Here is an 18,635-nt window from a genome sequence, read left to right as displayed (position 1 = left end):
CGCCGAACCGGGCCAGAAAAGACCATGGCCCGCGAGATCGTCCTGGACACCGAAACCACCGGCTTCGAGCCGACCATGGGTCACCGCCTGGTGGAGATCGCCTGCCTGGAGATCGAAGACTTCGTCCCCACCGGCCGCAGCTTCCACGTCTATATCGACCCCTGCCGCGACATGCCGGTCGAGGCCGAGCGGGTGCACGGACTGTCGGCGGCCTTCCTGAAGGGCAAGCCCCGGTTCGAGCATCCGGAGGTGGTCGAGGGCTTCCTGGAGTTCGTCGGCGACGCCCCGCTGGTGGCGCACAACGCGGGCTTCGACCGCGCCTTCGTGAACCACGAGCTGCGCACCTGCAGCCGCGACGAGCTGCACGAGACCCGCTGGGTCGACACCCTGGCGCTGGCCAAGCGGCGCTTCCCGGGGATGCACAATTCCCTCGACGCCCTGTGCAAGCGCTTCAAGATCTCGCTCTCCGAGCGGGAGAAACACGGCGCCCTGATCGACGCCAAGCTGCTGGCCGCGGTCTATCTTGAACTGAAGGGCGGCCGCGAGCGGCGGCTCGAGCTGACCTCGGCGGCGGCGGTGACCATGGTCCATGTGGCCACCCAGAACGCCTACGGCGCGCGGCCCCGGCCCGTGGGGCCGCTGTCCACGCCGGCGGAACGCGAGGCCCACGCCAGCTTCATCCGCGACGAGCTCAAGACCGACGAGCTCTGGGCGAGGTTCGGGCTCTAGCCGTGGCCGCGCGGTTCGACCGGATCGGGCCCGACCACAGGCGGTTCATCGAGAGGCAGCACGTCTTCTTCGTCGCCTCCGCGGCCAAGGACGCCAAGATCAACCTGTCGCCGAAGGGGCTCGACGCCCTGCGGGTCCTGGACGAGACGGCGGTGGTCTATCTGGACCGCACCGGCAGCGGCAACGAGACCGCCGCCCACCTCAAGGCCGACGGCCGGCTGACCTTCATGTTCTGCGCTTTCGAGGGGCCGCCGTTGATCCTGCGGCTTTACGGGCGCGGGTGCGTTCTGCCGCGAGGCGGCCGGGATTATGCGCAACTTCTCGACGAGCAGTTCGGCGGGCAGGAACCCATCGGCGCGCGTCAGATGGTGCGGCTGGACGTGGAGATGCTGCAGACCTCCTGCGGCTACGGCGTGCCGACCTACCTCTATGCGGGCGAGCGCCCGTCGCTGGACAACTGGGCCCAGGCCGCGGACCGCGACCTCGCCGCCTATCGCGCGGAGAAGAACCTGGTCAGCCTCGACGGCCTGCCGACCGGGCTGGTGGAGGCGGAAGACTAGGCGTTGCCGACCGTCTGGGCCGCCGCATCGGCCTTGCGCGCGGCATAGACGGCGGCGAAGTCGATGGGATCGAGCAGGAAGGGCGGGAAGCCGCCCTCCGAGCTCAGGTCAGCGATGATCCGCCGGGCGAAGGGAAACAGGTAGCGCGGGCACTCGATGAGCAGCACCGGCTCGATGTCGTCCTGGCCCACCCCGCCGATCTGGAACAGGCCGCCGTAGAGCAGCTCCACCACGAACAGGGTCCCATCGTCGCGGCCCGCCTGGGCGGACAGCTTGAGGTCGACCTCGTAGAGGCCGTCGTCGCGGCTGCGGGCGTTCATCTCGACGCCGAGCTCGATCTGCGGCTGGGCGGCGCCGGCGGCGCGCAGGGATTCCGGCGCGCGCGGGTTCTCGAACGAGAGGTCGCGGATGAATTGCGCGAGGATGCGGATGCCGGGCTCGATCGCGCCCTGGCCGTTCTGCTGCGCGCCTTGGCCCGCGTCGGTATCGGTCATAGTTCGGCTTCAAATCCGTGGTGAGACACGCGAGAAACGCGCCTTATTGGGCGGCCGGGCTATCACGCGGCCTTGGCCGATGCAACGTCGCCCCTGACGGGGGCGTTCCCAGGGCCTATATAGGCTCCAACTTCCAGATCGAACCGCCGGAATCCCGCGTTGCAAGTCCTCGAACTGATCATCTTCGCAGGCCTGGCCGCCATCGTGCTGTACCAGCTCTATTCCGTGCTGGGCCGCCGGGTGGGCCGCCAGCCCGAGGACACGCCGGCCACCGAAGCCGCGCGCCCGGGCGTGCGTGCGCCGGAGCGCCCGCCGGAGCCGATCGACGATGGCGTGGCGCTGTCGGGCCTCGCCGCGGTGAAGGCCCGTGATCCAGCCTTCGACGTGGGCCAGTTCCTGAACGGCTCCAAGTCGGCCTACCAGATGATCGTCAAGGCGTTTTCCGAGGGCGACCGGGCCACCCTGAAAAACCTCCTGGCTCCCCCGGTGATGTCGAGCTTCGACGCCGCGATCGCCCAGCGCGAGAGCGAGGGCCGCTCGGAGACGGTGGAATTCCTGCACAGCCCGCGCGCCGACCTGGAGAAGGCCGAGCTGGCCGCGGGCGAGCTGGCGCGGATGACCGTCCGCTTTCTGGCCGAGTTCCGCGCCCGCTCCAAGGGCCCGGAGGGCGAGGCGGTGGACGATCGCCGCACGGCCGAGCTGTGGACCTTCGAACGCAATCTTAAGAGCCGCGACCCCAACTGGACCCTGATCCACGTGGACGCCGCGGAGGCTTAGGGACCGTCGTGACACTGCGAGCCGTGACGCTGGCGGCGTTCGCCGCGTTGATCTCGGCCGCCCCGGCGACGGCCGCTCCCGCAACCGCCTTTTCCGACCTGCCCGGCTGGGCGCAGGAGAACCACGCCGCCGCCCTGGCGGCGTTCCGCGGAAGCTGCGGCGTCGCCGCCGAGCCGCAGATGGCGCGGGTCTGCGGGCTTGCGAAGGCCGCCGGTCCGCTGGCGGAGGCCGAGGCCCGGCGCTTCTTCGAGGACAATTTCCGCCTGGACGCCGCGGCGGGGTCGGGCACGCTAACCGCCTATTTCGCCCCGGAGTACGAGGCGCGCCGCGCGCCGCAGGGCGAGTTCACCGCGCCTGTGCGGCCCAAGCCGGCGGACCTGGCCGACGCCGGCCCCTATGCCGATCGCACGGCCATCGAGGCGCGGCCCGCCACGGACGCGCTCGCCTGGATGAAGCCCGAGGAGTTGTTTCTGCTGCAGGTGCAGGGCTCGGGGACGCTGCGATTCCCGGACGGGCGGCGGCTGAAGGCGCTCTACGCCGCGACCAACGGGCGGCCCTATCTGGCGATCGGCGGCCCAATGCGTAGCCAGGGCCTGTTGCCGGGCGAGGTGTCGGCCGACTCGATCCGCGCCTGGCTGGCGACCCACCGTGGCCCGCAGGCCCAGGCGGTGATGCAGCTCAATCCACGCTACGCCTTCTTCAAGCTGGCGCCGGACGACGGCCGTCCGCCGTCGGGCTCGGCCCACGTCCCGCTACCGGCCGGCCGCGCCATCGCCATCGACACCGCCTTCCACGCCATGGGCGAGCTGCTCTGGATCGACGCCGACAGGCCGGTGCTGCCGGGCGCCAAGCCGACCTATCGCCGCCTGGCGCTCAGCCTGGACACCGGCGCGGCGATCCGGGGGCCGGTGCGCGCCGATCTCTACCTTGGCGAAGGCGAGGCTGCCGGCGACGAGGCGGGCCGGGTGCACCATCGCCTGAGGCTCTACCGGCTGACGCCCAGATGAAGCGGCCCCTGAAACCCGAGGAGCTGCGCGTCTGGCACCTGGTGGCGGCGACCGTCCATCCGCTGCCGGGGAAGGCGACGCCCTCCCCTCCCCCTCGCGGGGAAGGGCCGGGGGTGGTGGGGGCGCCAGCTCAGCATCTGCCGCCGGCATCCCTGCGCGGCGCGACCCTGCCCAACCCGGCGAAGCCACCCCCACACCCTGCCCTCTCCCAGCAGGGGGGAGAGGGTTCGCGCATCATCGAGCCGCGCCGCAAGCATCGCATCGCCAAGGAACGCGAGGAGATCGGCGGCCGGCTCGACCTGCACGGGCTCGACCAGGACCGGGCGCGCGCCGTGCTGGACGGCTTCCTGCGGCGCGCCTGGGACCAGGGCTATCGCGCGGTGCTGGTGATCACCGGCAAGGGCGTGCAGGGCGACGGCGTGCTGAAGCGCCGCGCGCCGGAATGGCTGGCCGCGCCGCATCTCTCGCCGATCGTGGCGGGGATCTCGGAGGCGCATCGCCGCCATGGCGGCGAAGGCGCGCTCTACGTGGCCCTGAAGCGCAAGCCGCGGAGCTGATCCCACAATCGTCATCCTCCGCTCGACCGAAGGGAGATGCGGGGGACCCAAGCTGAATTTGCAGATCTGACCCAGGCGGCTTGGGTCCCCCGGACCGCGCTGGCGCGCGCCCGGAGGATGACGGCTGTTATTTGCGCCCCGCCTTCTCGTCGAGACCGGAGGTTCCTTCGCGGGCCTCCAGCCTGGCGGCGACGTCGTCGAGGCTGACGCCGGCGGCGGCGAGGACCACCAGCCAGTGGTAGATCAGGTCGGCGCTTTCGGCGGCGAGCGCGTCCTTGTCCGAGCCGAGGGCGGCGATGACCGTCTCGACGGCCTCCTCGCCGAGCTTCTTGGCCGCGCGGGCGGGATCGGCCAGCAGCTGGGCGGTGTAGGACGCCTTGGCCTCGGCGCCCCTGCGCGATGCGATGGTGGCGGCGAGGCGCTCGAGGACCTCGGCGAAGCGGCTCATGCGGCGATCCCCCCTTCTTGGCCATCCGTCCGGCGCACGGGGACGCCCTGCGCGGCCATGGCGGCCTTGACCTCGGCGATCGAGACCTCGCCGAAGTGGAAGATCGAGGCCGCGAGCACCGCGTCCGCGCCGCCCTGCTGTACCGCATCGACCATGTGCTGGGCCTTGCCGGCGCCGCCGGAGGCGATCACCGGCACGGTCACGGCCGAGGTGATCTGTTTCAGGAGCTCGAGGTCGTAGCCGGTCTTGGCGCCGTCACGGTCCATGGAGGTGAGCAGGATCTCGCCCGCCCCGTGCGCCACGGCGTCGACGGCGTAGTCGACGGCGTTGAGGCCGGTGTCGGTGCGCCCCCCGTAGGTGAAGACCCGCCAGCCCCCGCCCTGGTCTCTTGGGGCGACGCGCTTGGCGTCGATGGCGACCACCGTCGCCTGGCTGCCGAAGGCGTCGGCGCAGGCGCTGATCAGGTCGCGGTTCTCGACCGCGGCGGTATTGACGGAGATCTTGTCGGCGCCGGCCAGCAGCAGGCGCCTGGCGTCCTCCACCGAACGGATGCCGCCGCCCACCGAGAGCGGCATGAAGCAGACATCGGCGGTGCGGGCCACCACCTCGAGGATGGTCCCGCGGTTCTCGTGGCTGGCGGTGATGTCGAGGAACATCAGCTCGTCGGCGCCGGCCGCGTCATAGGCCCGCGCCTGTTCGACCGGGTCGCCGGCGTCGCGCAGGGAGACAAACTGCACGCCCTTGACCACGCGCCCGCCCTTCACGTCCAGGCAAGGTATGACGCGGACGGAAAGCATACCCTAGGCCGCCACCTTGAGGGCCTCGGCCGGAACGATGGCCCCGTTGTAGAGCGCGCGGCCCAGGACGGCGCCGGCGATCGGCGTGCCGGGGCGGGCCTTCAGCCGGACGATGTCGTCCACCGAGGCCAGGCCGCCGGCGGCGATCACGGGAATGGTCACGGCGTCGGCGATAGCCCCGAACGCCTCGACGTCGAAGCCGAGCGTCGTGCCGTCGCGGTCGATGTCGGTGATGATCAGCGCGCTGACGCCCACGTCCTCGAATCGTTTGGCCACGGTGATCGCGTCCAGGTCGCTGTCCTCCGTCCAGCCCTGCACCGCGACCTTGCCGGCCCGCACGTCGACGCTGACGGCGATCTGTTCGGGAAAGGCCTTGGCGGCGTCGCGCACCACCTGCGGTTCGCGCACCGCGACGGTGCCGAGGATCACCCGGGAGACGCCCGCCTCGATCCAGCGCTCGATGTCGGCGAGCGTGCGGATGCCGCCCCCCAGCTGCACTGGCAGCGAGACGGACTGCAGGATGGCCTCCACCGCCGCGGCGTTGACCGCCGCGCCCTGCACCGCGCCGTTCAGGTCGACCACGTGCAGCCAGTGGAAGCCGCCGGCCACCCAGGCGCGCGCCTGGTCGGCGGGGCTGGCGTTGAACACCGTCGCCTGGCCCAGGTCGCCGCGCACCACGCGGACGCACTGGCCGTCCTTCAGGTCGATGGCCGGGTAGAGGATCAAGGGCGCCACTCCAGGAAGCGCTGCAGCAGCGCGAGGCCAGGCTTCTGCGACTTTTCGGGGTGGAACTGAACCCCGGCGACATTGCCGCGCGCAACCGCCGCGGGGAAGCGGCCGCCGTGCTCGACATAGGCGCTCACGTCGGCGGAGTCCTCAGGGAAGATGGCGAAGGAGTGGGTGAAATAGACCGCCTCGCCGCTCTGCAGGGGCGCGAACAGCGGATGGTCGGTGACGCCCACGAGCGTGTTCCAGCCCATGTGCGGGACCTTGATGGCGGGATCGGCGGGCGCGAGCTTTTTCACGTCGCCGCCGATCCAGTCGAGGCCGGTGGTTTCGCCGAACTCCAGGCCGCGAGTGGCCAGGAGCTGCATCCCGACGCAGATCCCCAGGAACGGCGCGCCCCGGCCCTGGACCGCCTCGGTGATGGCCGCGATGACCCCGCGCCGCGCCTCCAGCGCCGACATGCAGGCCGCAAACGCGCCGACGCCCGGCAGCACCACGCGATCGGCGCGCGCGATCGCCTCGGGATCGTCGGTGACGACGATCTCCGCCTGGCCCTGCGCCACCCGGACCAGGGCCTTCTCAGCCGAGCGCAAGTTGCCCGACCCGTAGTCGATCAGGGCGACCCTCTGCATGGATGTGATCCTAGAGGACGCCCTTGGTGGAGGGCGCGTGGCCGTGGGTCTTGGGGTCGAGCTCGACCGCCTGGCGCAGCGCCCGCGCCAGCGCCTTGAAGCCGCTCTCGGCGATGTGGTGCGAATTGCCGCCGTAGAGGGTCTCCAGGTGCACGCAGGCGCCGGCGTTCATGGCGAAGGCGTGGTGGAACTCCTTGAACAACTCGGTGTCCATGTCGCCGACCTTCGGCGTCTTGAAGTCGACCTTCCAGATCAGATAGGGCCGGTTCGACAGGTCGAGCGCGCAGCGGGTGAGCGTCTCGTCCATCGGGATGTAGGCGTGGCCGAAGCGGCGGATGGACTTGAAGCCGTCCAGCGCCTGTTTCACCGCCTGGCCAAGCACGATGCCGGTGTCCTCGACGGTGTGGTGCATGTCGATGTGCAGATCGCCCTTGGTCTCGACCTTCAGGTCGATGCCGCCGTGCCGGGCGAAGCTCTCCAGCATGTGGTCGTAGAAGCCGATGCCCGTGGAGATCTCGGACACGCCGGTCCCGTCGAGATCCACGACCACGCGGATCTTCGTCTCCTTGGTGTCGCGGGCGACCTCCGCCGTGCGGGACATCGTCAGTACCCTTTCGAAGCCGCCAGGTCCTTTAGCGAAACCTGCGGCCGCGGTCCGTAGTGCGAGATCACCTCGGCCGCCGCCAGCGATCCGAGCTTGCCGCATTGCTGCAGCGGCCGCCCCCGCGCCAGGCCGAACATGAACCCGGCCGCGTATTGGTCGCCCGCGCCGGTCGTGTCCACGACTTTTTCCACGGGCTCGGCGGCGACGGTCAGGCGCTCGCCCCGCGTCAGGATCACCGAGCCCTGGGCCCCGCGGGTGACAGCGGCGAGCGTCACGCGCTGGCGAAGCGCCTCGATCGCGTCGTCGAAGTCGTCGGTCTCGAACAGCGCGGCGACCTCGGTCTCATTGGCGAACAGCAGGTCCACCTGGCTCTCGATGAAGCCCAGCAGGCCGGCGCGATGGCGCTCCACCACGAAGCCGTCGGAGAGCGTCAGCGCGATCATCCGGTCCGCGCCGTGGGCCAGGGCCGCGGTCTTGGCGAAGGCGCGCCGGGCGGCCTCGGCGTCGAACAGATAGCCCTCGAGGTAGGCGATCTTCGCCCCTTCCACCACGTCGGGATCGACGTCGTAGTCGGTGAACATCACCGAGGCGCCCAGATAGGTGCACATGGTCCGCTGGCCATCGGGGGTGACATTGATCATCGAGACGGCTGTCGAGGGCCCGCCGTCCAGCGGCGGATTGTCGAAGTGGGCGCCGATGGCGCGCATGTCGTGGGCGAAGACCGCGCCCAGCTGGTCGTTGGCGACCTTGCCCAGGAAGGCGCCCTTGCCGCCGAAGCTCGCCAGGCCCGCGACGGTGTTGGCCGCCGAGCCGCCGGAGGTCTCGACGCCGGCCGCCATCTTCGAATAGAGCGCCGCGCTCTGCTCGGCGTCGACCAGCATCATGGCGCCCTTGGTCAGGCCCTGGCCGGAGAGGAAGTCGTCGGTCGCCGGGGCGATCACATCGACGATGGCGTTGCCGATCGCGGCCACGTCATAGAGCTCGGGCATTGCAGGGCTTTCTCGGAGGGGAGGACGGGGCGGGGCTTAGCGGGATTGCGCGGGTTTGTCAGCGCCCCACGAACAGATGCCGGCTCGGGCAGAGGTCGGCGACCGGGCAGTCCTCGCACTTCGGCCGCCGCGCGACGCAGGTGTAGCGGCCATGCAGGATCAGCCAGTGGTGGGCGCGGGTCTTCAGGGGGTCGGGGACGATGGCCATCAGGTCGGCCTCGACCTGGTCGGGGGTCTTGCCGCCGGAGAGGCCGAGGCGATGGGCCACGCGGAACACGTGGGTGTCGACGGCGATGGCCGGCTCGATACGAAGTTCGTTCAGCACCACCGAGGCCGTCTTGCGCCCGACGCCAGGCAGGGCCTGCAGCTTGTCTCGCTCCAGCGGGACCTCGCCGGCGTACTGCTCGATGAGGATACGGGACAGCGCGATGACGTTCTTCGCCTTGGTGTTGTAGAGGCCGATGGAGGCGATGAACGGCTTCAGGCCGGCTTCACCCAACGCCAGCATCTCTTGCGGCGTGTCGGCGACCTCGAACAACCTGGCGGTCGCCTTGTTCACCGAGACGTCGGTCGCCTGGGCCGAGAGCGCCACGGCCACCACCAGGGTGAAGGGGCTCTGGTAGTTGAGCTCGGTGCGCGGATCGCTTTCGGCCGCCTCGAAGCGCGCGAAGATTTCCGCGATGCGCGCCTGTTCGGCGGGCGCCAGGGGCTTGCGGCGGGGCGGCTTGCGTTTGGCGGGCTTGGCCATGACGCGTCCTAGCCCAAGGTTGGAGTGGAGCGGAAGCGCCGCTGGGCCTATCCTCCGCCCGCGATGAGCGATCCCATCTACATGGACGCCGAGATCCGGCCGAACCGCTCGCTGTCGGAGCGGGGGTTCATCGTGCTGATCGCCGTGGTGACGGCGGCCAATTGCGCCAGCGCGGCGGTGTTCGTGGCCATGGGCGCGACCTTCGTGCCGATCTTCCTGGGCGCGGACCTGCTGGCGGTGATCGTCGCCTTCCTGGTGAGCTTCCACGCGGCCCAGCGGGTAGAGCGGGTGCGGGTGACCTCCCGCGACGTGCGCGTCGTGCAGGAGACGTCCAAGGCCTCGCGCGTGCTGTGGGAGAGCCCGACCGCCTTCACCCGCGTTCAGGTGGAGCGCGACGACGGCCGCACCGTCGGCCTGAAGCTGGCGCTCTCCGGCAAGGAGGTCGCCGTGGCCGTGGCGCTCAGCCCGCGCGAACGGGCGGAGTTCGCCACCGCCCTGGAGCGCGCGATCTGGCAGGCCAAGCGCGAGCGAGGCTAGCTCTTCGGTTCGGGGCTCGGCAGCAACTCGTCGAACAGCAGGCGCCAGCCCCGCGCGTCGTTGCGCCAGATACGGACATAGTGGCCCTTGTGCGCGCGCCCGTCCGCGGTCCACTGGGCCATGCCGTAGGTCCAGGCGAGATCGCCGGCGTTCGAGGCCTCGCCGCCAAGCGGCGAGAAGGCGATCGCCTGCGGACGGGTGGCGAGTTCGATCTCGGTCTCCGCGCGGCTGGCCGGGGGCCTCGCCTTGGAGCCGACGATGCGGCCGTCCTCGGCGATGGCGGCGAGGTAAGCCCCCTTGGCGTCGGACCGGGCGGCCAGCGCCAGGCTCGTCTCGGCGCGGCTCACCTGCGCCATCGCCTTGGCGGGCGATCCGGCCCGGCGGGCCGAGGGCCGGGCGTAGGCGACGGCCGAGCCCTGGCCCGCGGCGCCGGCCGTGTCGCTGGGCGCCCCGCCGTCGAACAGCCACTTCCAGCCGCCGTCCGGCTGTTTCGCCCAGACGGTGAAGTACCAGGCGCCGGGCTTGTCGTTGACGGTGTAGGGGCCGGTGGTGAAACCGAGGTCGCCGGACGCCGCGACACCGGCCCAGAGCGGCCACCAGGCCAGCCGGGTCTTGCTGGCCGGCGCGGCGCCATAGACCGCCTGGGCGAGCTGCGGCTCCGGATCGAGCACGATGGCGGTGGCCGCCGAATGCTTCAGGAAGCTGTCCTTGATCCCGAGCGCCAGGCCGTCGGCGGCGAAGGCGCGCTCGGCGGCGACCACGGGCGCCGGATCGTTGGCCGCGGCGGCCGGGTGGGCGAGGGCGGTTGCGCCGGCGACACTAAGGGCCAAGATGAAATGGCGAGCGGGGGCGGCTATGGACATGCCGCCGATGTTCCCGCGGCTGGAGGACAGGTCAAGCCGGATGGTGTTCACCGACGAGGAGATCGAGCGCTACGCCCGCCACCTCGTGCTGCGCGAGGTGGGCGGACCGGGCCAGCAGAAGCTGAAGGCCGGCAGCGTGCTGATCGTCGGCGCCGGCGGGCTGGGGGCGCCGGCGGCGCTCTATCTGGCGGCGGCGGGCGTCGGCACGGTGATCCTGGCCGACCCCGACCAGGTCGAGGTCTCCAACCTGCAGCGGCAGGTGATCTACACCGAGGACGATGTGGGCCGGCCCAAGCCCGAGGCGGCGGCCGACCGGCTGGCGGCGCTCAATCCGCACATCTTCGTGGCCGGCTTCCATGGCGCCTTCGACGAGACGACCGCCGACGAGCTGATCAGCGACGTGGCCCTGGTGCTGGACGGCACCGACGATTTCGCCACCCGCTTCTGCGTCAACGACGCGTGCGTTCGCCACGGCAAGCCGCTGGTGACCGGCGCCATCGGCCGCTGGACGGGCCAGGTGGGGGTGTTCTCCGGGCGGCCCTGCTATCGCTGCCTGGTGCCGGAGGTTCCGCCGGAGGCCGAGACCTGTTCGGCGGTGGGCGTGGTGGGGGCGCTGGCCGGGGTGATCGGCTCGATGATGGCCCTGGAGGCGATCAAGCTCCTGACCGGGGCCGGCGAGCCGCTGACCGGCCGGCTGATGATCTACGACGCGCTTTCCGCCGAGAGCCGCACCGTGCGGGTGGGCGCCGACCCGGAATGCCCCGTCTGCGGAGGGTCCCGGTGACCGCCCCCTTGGTTCCCGAGCTGGATGTCCGCGACCTCGACCGCTCCCTCGCCTTCTACGTGGAGGTTTTGGGGTTTCGCATCGCCCATCAGCGGCCGGAGGAGGGCTTCGCCTACCTGGAGCGCGACGGCGCGGAGCTGATGCTGGAGACGGCGCAGGGTCCGGGCCGCCGGTTTCGCACTGCGGCCCTGGAGCCGCCGTTCGGGCGGGGCATGAACCTGCAGATTCGGGTCGCGGACGCGCCGGGGCTGCTGGCCAGCCTGGCCGCCGCCGGACGCCTGCCGCTGATCCCGCTGGAGACCCGATGGTATCGCGCCGGCCACGTCGAGCTTGGCAACCGGCAGTTCGTGGTCGCCGACCCGGACGGTTATCTGCTGAGGTTCTTCGAAGACCTCGGCGAACGCCCGCTCACAGGAGACCTCGCGTGAACCAGGACGACTTCACCCGGGTCGATGAATACCTCGTCGAGGCCCTGCTGGACCGCGACGAGGTGCTGGACCAGGCCCTGGCCGACAGCCGCGCGGCCGGATTGCCGGCGATCAATGTGGCGCCCAACCAGGGCAAGCTGCTGATGATCCTGGCGCAGATGGTCGGCGCCCGGCGGATCCTCGAGATCGGCACGCTCGGCGGCTATTCGACCATCTGGCTGGCCCGCGCTCTGCCGCCGGACGGCGAGCTGGTCACGCTCGAATACGACCCCAAGCACGCCGAGGTGGCGCGGCGGAACATCGAACGCGCCGGGCTGGCCGATCGCGTCGAGGTCAGGGTCGGGCGTGGCGTCGACCTCCTCCCGGGCCTCACCGGGCCATTCGATTTCGTGTTCATCGACGCCGACAAGGCCTCGAACCCGGACTATTTCACCGGCGCGCTGGCGCTCAGCCGGCCGGGCACGGTGATCGTGGTCGACAATGTGGTCCGCGCCGGCGCGGTGCTGAAGGCTGACGGCGATCCCAACGTCGAGGGCATCCGGCGCATGAACGCCCTGATCGCCGCCGAGCCGCGGGTGACCGCCACGGCGGTGCAGACGGTGGGCTCCAAGGGCTGGGACGGATTTTGCCTGGTTCGGGTGGTGGAATGATTTTTGCCTGGCCCGCGGTCGTCGCGCTCCGCGCTCCCGACCCGACGCGGGCCTAGAGCATCTGCGGCAGCACGCGGTCCGGGGGCTTGTGGCCGTCCATCCAGGTGCGGATGTTGATGATCACCTTCTCGCCCATGTCGATGCGGCCCTCGATGGTGGCCGAGCCCATGTGGGGCAGGATGACGGCGTTGGGCAGCTTCAGGAGCTTGGGGTTGATGGCCGGCTCGAACTCGAAAACGTCGAGGCCGGCGCCGGCGATGGCGCCCTTTTCCAGCAGATCGGCCAGGGCCTGTTCGTCGATGATCTCGCCGCGGGCGGTGTTGATCAGGATGGCGTGCGGCTGCAGCAGCTTGAGCCGGCGCGCCGAGAGCAGGTGATAGGTGGCCGGCGTATGGGGCGAGTGGACGGTGATGATGTCCGCCCGCGCCAGCATCTGGTCGAGGCTTTCCCAGTAGGTCGCCTCCAGCTCCTCGGCGATGCGCGAGGAGACGGGCTTGCGGTTGTGGTAGTGGATCTGCAGGCCAAAGGCCCGCGCCCGGCGGGCCACCGCCTGGCCGATGCGGCCCATGCCGATAATCCCCAGCCGCTTGCCGGTGACGCGCCGGCCCATCATCCAGGTGGGCGTCCAGCCGACGAACTCGCCGCTTTCGACCGCCTTCACCCCCTCCACGATCCGGCGCGCCACGGCCATGATCAGGGCCATGGTCAGGTCGGCGGTGTCCTCGGTGAGCACGCCAGGGGTGTTGGTGACCGCGATGCCGCGGGCATTGGCGGCGGCCACGTCGATGTGGTCCACGCCCGCCCCGAAGTTGGCGATCAGCTTCAGCCGCTCGCCCGCCTTGGCGATCAGGGCGGCGTCGATCTTGTCGGTGATGGTGGGCGCCAGGACGTCGGCGCGGCCCACCGCGTCTTCCAGCTCGGCGCGGGTCATCGGCCCGTCGCGGAGGTTCAGCTCCGCATCGAACAGCTCGCGCATCCGGGTCTCCACCGGGTCGGGGAGCTTGCGCGTGACGATGACTTTCGGCTTGCGGGCTGCCATTTCGCGACGGGAGAGGCCTTTGGGGACAGGACGTGTGGCTCGAGCGCCGGATCGGCGCTTGAGGCTGTAGCCGACCACCTCTAGCAAAGGGGTAAGGGACGGCCAAGGCGAGGCTCGACGACGCACGATGGCATTGAAGCGGCTCGCATGGTTTGCAGGCGCAGGTCTGGCGCTGTTGCTGCTCGTGGATGCATCGGGCGCGGCCGAGCGCCAGACGCCGTCCGGATTGCCCGTGCCGCGCTATGTCTCGCTGAAGTTCGACCGGGTGAACGCCCGCGCCGGCCCCGGCGACGATCACCGGCTGTTGTGGGTGTACAAGGTCAAGGGCCTGCCGGTGCAGGTGGTGGCCGAGACGTCGGAGTGGCGCCGGGTCTGCGATCCCGAGGGCAGCCTGGTCTGGGTGCACAAGCGCACGACCGACGGCCGCCGCACCGTGATGAACACCAAGGAGGAGCGGGTCACCCTGCTGAGGCGGCCGCGCCCGGACGCCCGCGCGGCGGCCTTCCTGAACCCGCGAGCCCTGGCGACGTTGGACAAGTGCGAGAAGGGCTGGTGCCGGGTCCGCGTCGATGGCGTGTCGGGCTGGGCCCACGAGGGCGACCTCTGGGGCACGGCTCAAGCGCCGCAATGTCGTTGAGGCCAAAGTCCGCCTCGTGGTAGGGGCTCACGCCCTCAAGAGCCCGATGCCATCAGGCAATCGCCTGACGGCTGAATCGGGCTCTTAGGTTGAGGTTTTTGAGAGCGCCGCGAGCGCAAAAGTGGGACCACTTTTGCTCGGCGCCCTCAAGGGACGGAATCGAGATGAGCCCGATCAAGGCCAAGAACCAGTACAGCTTCGAAGAGCTGATGATCTGCGCGCGCGGCGAGATGTTCGGCGAGGGCAACGCCCAGTTGCCGGCCCCGCCGATGCTGCTGTTCGACCGCATCACCCATATCGACGACACCGGCGGCAAGCACGGGCTCGGCTATATCGAGGCCGAGTTCGATATCAATCCGGACCTCTGGTTCTTCGCCTGCCATTTCCTGAAGGACCCGGTGATGCCCGGCAGCCTCGGCCTCGATGCGCTCTGGCAGCTGGTCGGCTTCTACCTGGGCTGGATCGGCGGCAAGGGCCGCGGCCGCGCGCTCGGCTGCGGATCGGTGAAGTTTGCCGGCGAGGTGACGCCCGACAAGAAAAAGGTCACCTACAAGATCGACATGAAGCGGGTTATCAATAGGCGCCTTGTGCTGGGCATCGGCGACGGCGTGTTGGAGGCCGACGGCGAGCCTTTCTATTGGGCCGAGGACCTGCGCGTCGGCCTCAAGAGCGTGGTGGAGAGCTAAGACATGCGCCGCGTGGTGGTGTCCGGGATCGGGGTCGTCTCCTCCATCGGCAACAACGCCAATGAGGTCCTGGCATCGTTGCGGGAGGCGAAATCCGGGATCGTCGCCGCGCCGGAATATGCCGAGCTGGGCTTCCGCAGCCAGGTGCATGCCGCGCCGCAGATCGACTGGGAGTCGATGATCGACCGCCGCGCCCTGCGCTTCCTGGCGCAAGGCACCGGCTTTGCGCATATCGCGATGGAGCAGGCGATCGCGGATTCCGGCCTGGATGAGGCCGAGGTCTCGAACGAGCGGACCGGCCTGATCGTCGGATCGGGCGGCGCCTCGACCCGTACCATCGTCGAGGCCGCCGAGACCGCCCGCACCAAGGGGCCCAAGCGCGTCGGCCCCTTCGCGGTGCCCAAGGCGATGAGTTCGGGCCCCTCGGCGACGCTCGCCACCTGGTTCAAGATCCGCGGGCTCAACTTCTCGATCTCCTCGGCCTGCGCCACCTCCACCCACTGCATCGGGGTCGGCTACGAGCAGATCGCCATGGGCAAGCAGGACGTGGTGTTCGCCGGCGGCACGGAGGAGCTCGACTGGACGCTCTCGGTGCTGTTCGACGCCATGGGCGCCATGTCGAGCAACTTCAACGACCGGCCGGCGGTCGCGTCGCGGGCCTATGACGTCGACCGCGACGGCTTCGTCATCGCCGGCGGGGCCGGGATCGTCGTGCTGGAAGAGTACGAGCACGCCAAGGCGCGCGGCGCGAAGATCTATGGCGAGATCGTGGGCTATGCGGCCAATTCCGACGGCTTCGACATGGTGGCGCCGTCCGGCGAGGGCGCGACGCGCTGCATGAAGCTCGCCATGCCCGCCGATGGCCGCAAGATCGACTATCTCAACACCCACGGCACCTCGACGCCGGTGGGCGACACCAAGGAGATGGAGGCGGTGCGCGCGGTGTTCGGCCCGGCGCCGCCGATGATCTCGTCGACCAAGTCCCTGACCGGCCACAGCCTGGGGGCGGCGGGCGCGCAGGAGGCGATCTACTGCCTGCTGATGCTGAACAATGGCTTCGTCGCCGAGAGCGCCCACATCGACACCCTCGACCCGGCCTTCGCCGACCTGCCGATCCTGCGCGAGCGCGCCGACCGCCAGATCGAAACGGCGATGTCCAATTCGTTTGGTTTTGGAGGCACGAACGGCTGCCTCGTGATGAGCCGGGTGTAGGTTTTCCCTCCCCATGAAGGGGAGGCAAGGGGCTCCTAGATCCTGGCCTCGCCGTAGAGGTCGAGGTGCTGGCGTTCCAGCTCGGTGGCGTAGCGGCGGGTGACATAGGCCTCGCCCACCAGCCCCAGCAGCCGCCCCTCCTCGTCGACAACCGCCAGATCGTCGGCCTCCGCCACCTCGAAGGCGCGCATCACCGCGGCGATATCCTGGTCGGGCGAGAGCGTTGCGTCGCGGCAGACGGCGAGGTCGGCGATGGGGGCTTCCGGCGCCATGTCGTCGGCGAAGGCGGCCGGCGTCAGCACGATGCCGACATAGCGCCCGGTGCCGTCCAGCAGCACCACCCGCGTCGTCGAGCCCAGCGGATAGCGCGCGCGAAATTCGGCGACCGTGCCGCCGGCCGCAAAGGTCCCGGTGTCCTGCCGCATCATGCGGCCGGCGGTGAGGGTGCGCATCCAGCCGATGTCGCGGGCCGAGCGGATGGTCTCGCCGCGCAGGTGCAGCCGCCAGGTGGAGAAGGAATAGCCGAACCGCTCGCGCACCACGGTCGAGGCGATCAGCGCCGCGGCCAGCGTCGCGGCGGCCACGCCGAAGTCGCGCGTCGCCTCCAGCACCAGGAAGCTCATGGTCAGCGGGCCGCCGACCACCGACACCGCCAGCGCCCCCATGCCGACCAGCGCCGCGTTCTGGGCCGACAGCTCCGTCGGGATCGGGATGTAGGCGATCAGCCGGGCGTAGATCTGGCCAACCAGGGTGCCCAGGAACAGCGAGGCGAAGAACAGGCCGCCGCGCCAGCCGAAGCCGAGCGCCGTCACCGAGGCCAGGGTCTTCAGCACGAACACGGTCGCCAGGAAGGTGAGCGTCGCCCCGCCCAGCGCCAGGTCGAGGTGCAGGGCGCCGTGGCCGGCCGACATGGTCTGCGGCGTCCACAGCGCGAAGGCGGCGAGCAGCAGGCCGCCGAGGATTGGCCGGGTGAAGGCCGCACCCGGCAGCGCCCGCGCGCCCTGCTCGACGCGCGCGGTCAGGTGCATGATCGCCACGCCGATCAGGGCGCAGATCAGGCCCAGGACGCCGTAGAGCAGATAGGCCACCACGTCCGGCGCGCGCTCGGCGTGCAGGTCGATGGAATAGGGAATCCCCCCCAAGGCCTGGGAGGAGACCACGCTCGCCAGACAGGCGGCGGCCACCGGCGCGATGGCCGAGGGGGTGTAGGAGCCGATGACGATCTCGAAGGCGTAGAAGGCGCCGGTCAGCGGCGCCCCGAACGCGGCTCCGATGGCCGCGCCCGCGCCGGCGCCCACCAGCACCCGCATGTCGTGGCGGCGGAGCTTCAGCCGGCGGCCGACGAAGGACGCGGCCGCCCCGCCCGCCTGGGCGTAGGCCGCCTCCAGGCCCACCGAGCCGCCGACCCCATTGGAGATCAGGGTCTGGGCGCAGACGATGGCGCTGTCGGAGAGCGGCAGCACGCCGCCGTGCAGGGCGTTGGCCTCGACCACGTCGACGAGGGGCGCGGTGCGCCGCCGCCGGACCAGCCAGCTGACGATCGCCAGCGCGACGCCGCCGAGCGGCAGCCACATGGCCTGCAGGGGCGAGATGCGCGCCGAGGCGCTCAGGTGTTCCTCGAAGTCGATGTGGTAGAGCAGCATCTGCAGGGTGTGGGCGATGCGGACCTGGAGCACGGCCAGCACGCCGGCGGCCGCGCCCACGCCGACCGACAGCACGATCAGCCACAGCTCGCTGACCCGCAGCCGCCGACGAATGCCGGCCAGCAATCGCGCGGGTCTTGGGCGCAGGAGATAGGGAATCTCGGCCATGGGTTCCCGTTCGGATACCACCGGGCGTCGCCCAGACCTATGGGTCGCCTAAGGCTTGCCTAAGCCGGGCCGCCCGTCCACAACCCGGCCAAACCACCCATATGATGGAGACGCCCCGTGGCCGAGGACTACCAGATGCCCAAGGGCGAGCTGATGAAGGGCAAGCGCGGCGTCGTCACCGGCATCGCGAACCACCAGTCGATCGCCTGGGGCATCGCCTCGCAGCTGGCCGCCCAAGGCGCCGAGATGGCCTTCCTCCACCTGCCCGGCATGGAGCGGCGCATCGGTCCCTTGGCCGAGGGCGCCGGCGTGAAGACCGTTCTGCCGGTGGACGTCACCGACGACGCCTCGATGGACGCGGCGTTCTCCGGCGTCGAGGAGGCCTTCGGCGCCATCGACTTCTTCGTCCACGCCATCGCCTTCGCCGACCGCAATGAGCTGAAGGGCTCGTTCGTGGAGAACACCACGCGCGACGGCTTCCTGATGGCGATGAACATCTCGGCCTTCAGCTTCGTGGACTGCGCGCGGCGCGCGGCGGCGCTGATGCCGAACGGCGGCTCGATCCTCACCCTGACCTACATGGGCTCCGAGCGCGCCATCCCGAACTACAACACCATGGGCGTCGCCAAGGCCGCCCTGGAGGCCGCCGTGCGCTATGCCGCCCGCGACCTGGGGCCGAAGGGCATCCGGGTGAATGCGCTGTCGCCGGGCGCCATGCGGACCCTGTCGCTGGCGGGGATTTCCGGAGGCCGCTCGATGCTGGCCAAGGGCCGCTCGCTCTCGGCCATGCAGGCGGACACCTCCATGGAGGGCGTCGCCGGCGCGGCCCTGTGGCTGGTCTCCGATCTCGGCCTCTCCACCACGGGCGAAGTGATCCACGTGGACGCCGGCTTCCACATCATGGGCTTCACCGAAGACGA

At 70.4% G+C, this 18,635-nt stretch carries 24 protein-coding genes; 13 read left to right on the top strand and 11 right to left on the bottom strand.

Going from position 1 to position 18,635, the window contains the following annotated elements; genetic code table 11:
- The first annotated feature begins 24 nt into the window (after window positions 1–24).
- Together dnaQ and VGT80_RS14860 are read left to right on the top strand one after the other, a co-directional pair.
- On the top strand, window positions 25–729 hold the full coding sequence (dnaQ, locus tag VGT80_RS14865) for a DNA polymerase III subunit epsilon (RefSeq protein ID WP_327457122.1): 705 nt from the start codon (window positions 25–27) through the stop codon (window positions 727–729).
- Between the two features lie 2 nt (window positions 730–731).
- Window positions 732–1,289, top strand: coding sequence for a pyridoxamine 5'-phosphate oxidase family protein (locus VGT80_RS14860; RefSeq protein ID WP_327457120.1), 558 nt, complete (start codon window positions 732–734; stop codon window positions 1,287–1,289).
- Here the strand turns inward: VGT80_RS14860 and secB are convergent.
- Window positions 1,286–1,783 carry a protein-export chaperone SecB gene (gene secB / locus VGT80_RS14855; RefSeq protein ID WP_327457118.1) on the bottom strand — a complete coding sequence of 166 codons (498 nt, stop codon included), beginning with the start codon at window positions 1,781–1,783 and terminating at the stop codon, window positions 1,286–1,288. The two genes, VGT80_RS14860 and secB, sit on opposite strands and share 4 nt — an antisense overlap.
- Window positions 1,784–1,942: 159 nt before the next feature.
- Between secB and timA the strand changes: the two genes are divergently transcribed.
- The 3 genes from timA to VGT80_RS14840 are packed head-to-tail and all read left to right on the top strand — an operon-like array spanning window position 1,943 to window position 4,124.
- Window positions 1,943–2,560 carry a TIM44-related membrane protein TimA gene (timA, locus tag VGT80_RS14850; protein WP_327457116.1) on the top strand — a complete coding sequence of 206 codons (618 nt, stop codon included), beginning with the start codon at window positions 1,943–1,945 and terminating at the stop codon, window positions 2,558–2,560.
- An 8-nt stretch (window positions 2,561–2,568) separates the two neighbouring features.
- Complete coding sequence (locus tag VGT80_RS14845; protein ID WP_327457114.1) at window positions 2,569–3,567, top strand: MltA domain-containing protein; 999 nt, start codon at window positions 2,569–2,571, stop codon at window positions 3,565–3,567.
- Window positions 3,564–4,124 carry a Smr/MutS family protein gene (locus VGT80_RS14840; protein ID WP_327457113.1) on the top strand — a complete coding sequence of 187 codons (561 nt, stop codon included), beginning with the start codon at window positions 3,564–3,566 and terminating at the stop codon, window positions 4,122–4,124. The genes VGT80_RS14845 and VGT80_RS14840 overlap by 4 nt, the downstream gene beginning before the upstream one ends.
- Before the next feature lie 127 nt (window positions 4,125–4,251).
- Here the strand turns inward: VGT80_RS14840 and VGT80_RS14835 are convergent, their stop codons facing one another.
- From VGT80_RS14835 to nth, 7 genes are read right to left on the bottom strand one after another with little or no spacing between them, the layout of a single operon-like run.
- Entirely contained in the window at window positions 4,252–4,572 is a 321-nt protein-coding gene (locus VGT80_RS14835) for a phosphoribosyl-ATP diphosphatase (protein WP_327457111.1), read from the bottom strand.
- Window positions 4,569–5,369 (bottom strand): imidazole glycerol phosphate synthase subunit HisF, encoded by an 801-nt coding sequence (gene hisF, locus VGT80_RS14830; RefSeq protein WP_327457109.1) that lies wholly within the window; start codon window positions 5,367–5,369, stop codon window positions 4,569–4,571. Before hisF ends, VGT80_RS14835 begins: the two co-directional genes overlap by 4 nt.
- A gap of 3 nt (window positions 5,370–5,372) precedes the next feature.
- Window positions 5,373–6,095, bottom strand: coding sequence for a 1-(5-phosphoribosyl)-5-[(5-phosphoribosylamino)methylideneamino]imidazole-4-carboxamide isomerase (gene hisA / locus VGT80_RS14825; RefSeq protein WP_327457107.1), 723 nt, complete (start codon window positions 6,093–6,095; stop codon window positions 5,373–5,375).
- Window positions 6,092–6,727, bottom strand: coding sequence for an imidazole glycerol phosphate synthase subunit HisH (hisH, locus tag VGT80_RS14820; RefSeq protein ID WP_327457105.1), 636 nt, complete (start codon window positions 6,725–6,727; stop codon window positions 6,092–6,094). Before hisH ends, hisA begins: the two co-directional genes overlap by 4 nt.
- Window positions 6,728–6,737: 10 nt before the next feature.
- Entirely contained in the window at window positions 6,738–7,328 is a 591-nt protein-coding gene (gene hisB / locus VGT80_RS14815; protein ID WP_327457103.1) for an imidazoleglycerol-phosphate dehydratase HisB, read from the bottom strand.
- 2 nt (window positions 7,329–7,330) lie between these two features.
- Window positions 7,331–8,320 (bottom strand): adenosine kinase, encoded by a 990-nt coding sequence (locus tag VGT80_RS14810; protein ID WP_327457101.1) that lies wholly within the window; start codon window positions 8,318–8,320, stop codon window positions 7,331–7,333.
- 58 nt (window positions 8,321–8,378) lie between these two features.
- A complete protein-coding gene (gene nth, locus VGT80_RS14805) occupies window positions 8,379–9,068 on the bottom strand; it encodes an endonuclease III (protein WP_327457099.1) in 690 nt (229 codons plus the stop codon).
- 63 nt (window positions 9,069–9,131) lie between these two features.
- Here nth and VGT80_RS14800 point away from each other — a divergent pair, with 63 nt between their 5' ends.
- Complete coding sequence (locus tag VGT80_RS14800; RefSeq protein WP_327457097.1) at window positions 9,132–9,605, top strand: DUF2244 domain-containing protein; 474 nt, start codon at window positions 9,132–9,134, stop codon at window positions 9,603–9,605.
- Here the strand turns inward: VGT80_RS14800 and VGT80_RS14795 are convergent.
- Window positions 9,602–10,435, bottom strand: a complete 834-nt coding sequence (locus tag VGT80_RS14795; protein ID WP_327457095.1) for a DUF4440 domain-containing protein — start codon at window positions 10,433–10,435, stop codon at window positions 9,602–9,604. The genes VGT80_RS14800 and VGT80_RS14795 overlap by 4 nt on opposite strands.
- Before the next feature lie 73 nt (window positions 10,436–10,508).
- Here VGT80_RS14795 and VGT80_RS14790 point away from each other — a divergent pair, with 73 nt between their 5' ends.
- From VGT80_RS14790 to VGT80_RS14780, 3 genes are read left to right on the top strand one after another with little or no spacing between them, the layout of a single operon-like run.
- Window positions 10,509–11,252, top strand: coding sequence for a molybdopterin-synthase adenylyltransferase MoeB (locus VGT80_RS14790; protein WP_327457171.1), 744 nt, complete (start codon window positions 10,509–10,511; stop codon window positions 11,250–11,252).
- Window positions 11,249–11,680, top strand: a complete 432-nt coding sequence (locus VGT80_RS14785; protein WP_327457093.1) for a VOC family protein — start codon at window positions 11,249–11,251, stop codon at window positions 11,678–11,680. The genes VGT80_RS14790 and VGT80_RS14785 overlap by 4 nt, the downstream gene beginning before the upstream one ends.
- Entirely contained in the window at window positions 11,677–12,330 is a 654-nt protein-coding gene (locus tag VGT80_RS14780; protein WP_327457091.1) for an O-methyltransferase, read from the top strand. Before VGT80_RS14785 ends, VGT80_RS14780 begins: the two co-directional genes overlap by 4 nt.
- 52 nt (window positions 12,331–12,382) lie before the next feature.
- Here the strand turns inward: VGT80_RS14780 and VGT80_RS14775 are convergent, their stop codons facing one another.
- Complete coding sequence (locus tag VGT80_RS14775; protein WP_327457089.1) at window positions 12,383–13,369, bottom strand: D-glycerate dehydrogenase; 987 nt, start codon at window positions 13,367–13,369, stop codon at window positions 12,383–12,385.
- A 127-nt stretch (window positions 13,370–13,496) separates the two neighbouring features.
- Between VGT80_RS14775 and VGT80_RS14770 the strand changes: the two genes are divergently transcribed.
- The 3 genes from VGT80_RS14770 (at window position 13,497) to fabB (ending at window position 15,904) form a co-directional block, all read left to right on the top strand.
- Window positions 13,497–14,006 carry an SH3 domain-containing protein gene (locus VGT80_RS14770; protein ID WP_414693913.1) on the top strand — a complete coding sequence of 170 codons (510 nt, stop codon included), beginning with the start codon at window positions 13,497–13,499 and terminating at the stop codon, window positions 14,004–14,006.
- Between the two features lie 164 nt (window positions 14,007–14,170).
- Window positions 14,171–14,692, top strand: coding sequence for a 3-hydroxyacyl-[acyl-carrier-protein] dehydratase FabA (fabA, locus tag VGT80_RS14765; RefSeq protein WP_327457085.1), 522 nt, complete (start codon window positions 14,171–14,173; stop codon window positions 14,690–14,692).
- A 3-nt stretch (window positions 14,693–14,695) separates the two neighbouring features.
- Window positions 14,696–15,904, top strand: a complete 1,209-nt coding sequence (gene fabB, locus VGT80_RS14760) for a beta-ketoacyl-ACP synthase I (protein WP_327457083.1) — start codon at window positions 14,696–14,698, stop codon at window positions 15,902–15,904.
- Between the two features lie 35 nt (window positions 15,905–15,939).
- Here the strand turns inward: fabB and VGT80_RS14755 are convergent, their stop codons facing one another.
- On the bottom strand, window positions 15,940–17,715 hold the full coding sequence (locus tag VGT80_RS14755) for a chloride channel protein (RefSeq protein ID WP_327457081.1): 1,776 nt from the start codon (window positions 17,713–17,715) through the stop codon (window positions 15,940–15,942).
- Window positions 17,716–17,832: 117 nt separating this feature from the next.
- Here VGT80_RS14755 and VGT80_RS14750 point away from each other — a divergent pair.
- Window positions 17,833–18,635: enoyl-ACP reductase (locus VGT80_RS14750; RefSeq protein ID WP_327457079.1), on the top strand; the 803-nt coding region annotated here is incomplete at its 3' end.

The organism is Phenylobacterium sp., from assembly GCF_035944335.1.
GTDB lineage: Bacteria > Pseudomonadota > Alphaproteobacteria > Caulobacterales > Caulobacteraceae > Phenylobacterium.
Note: the sequence above shows the minus strand (reverse complement) of the source record. Positions and strands in the feature narration are given on the sequence as shown.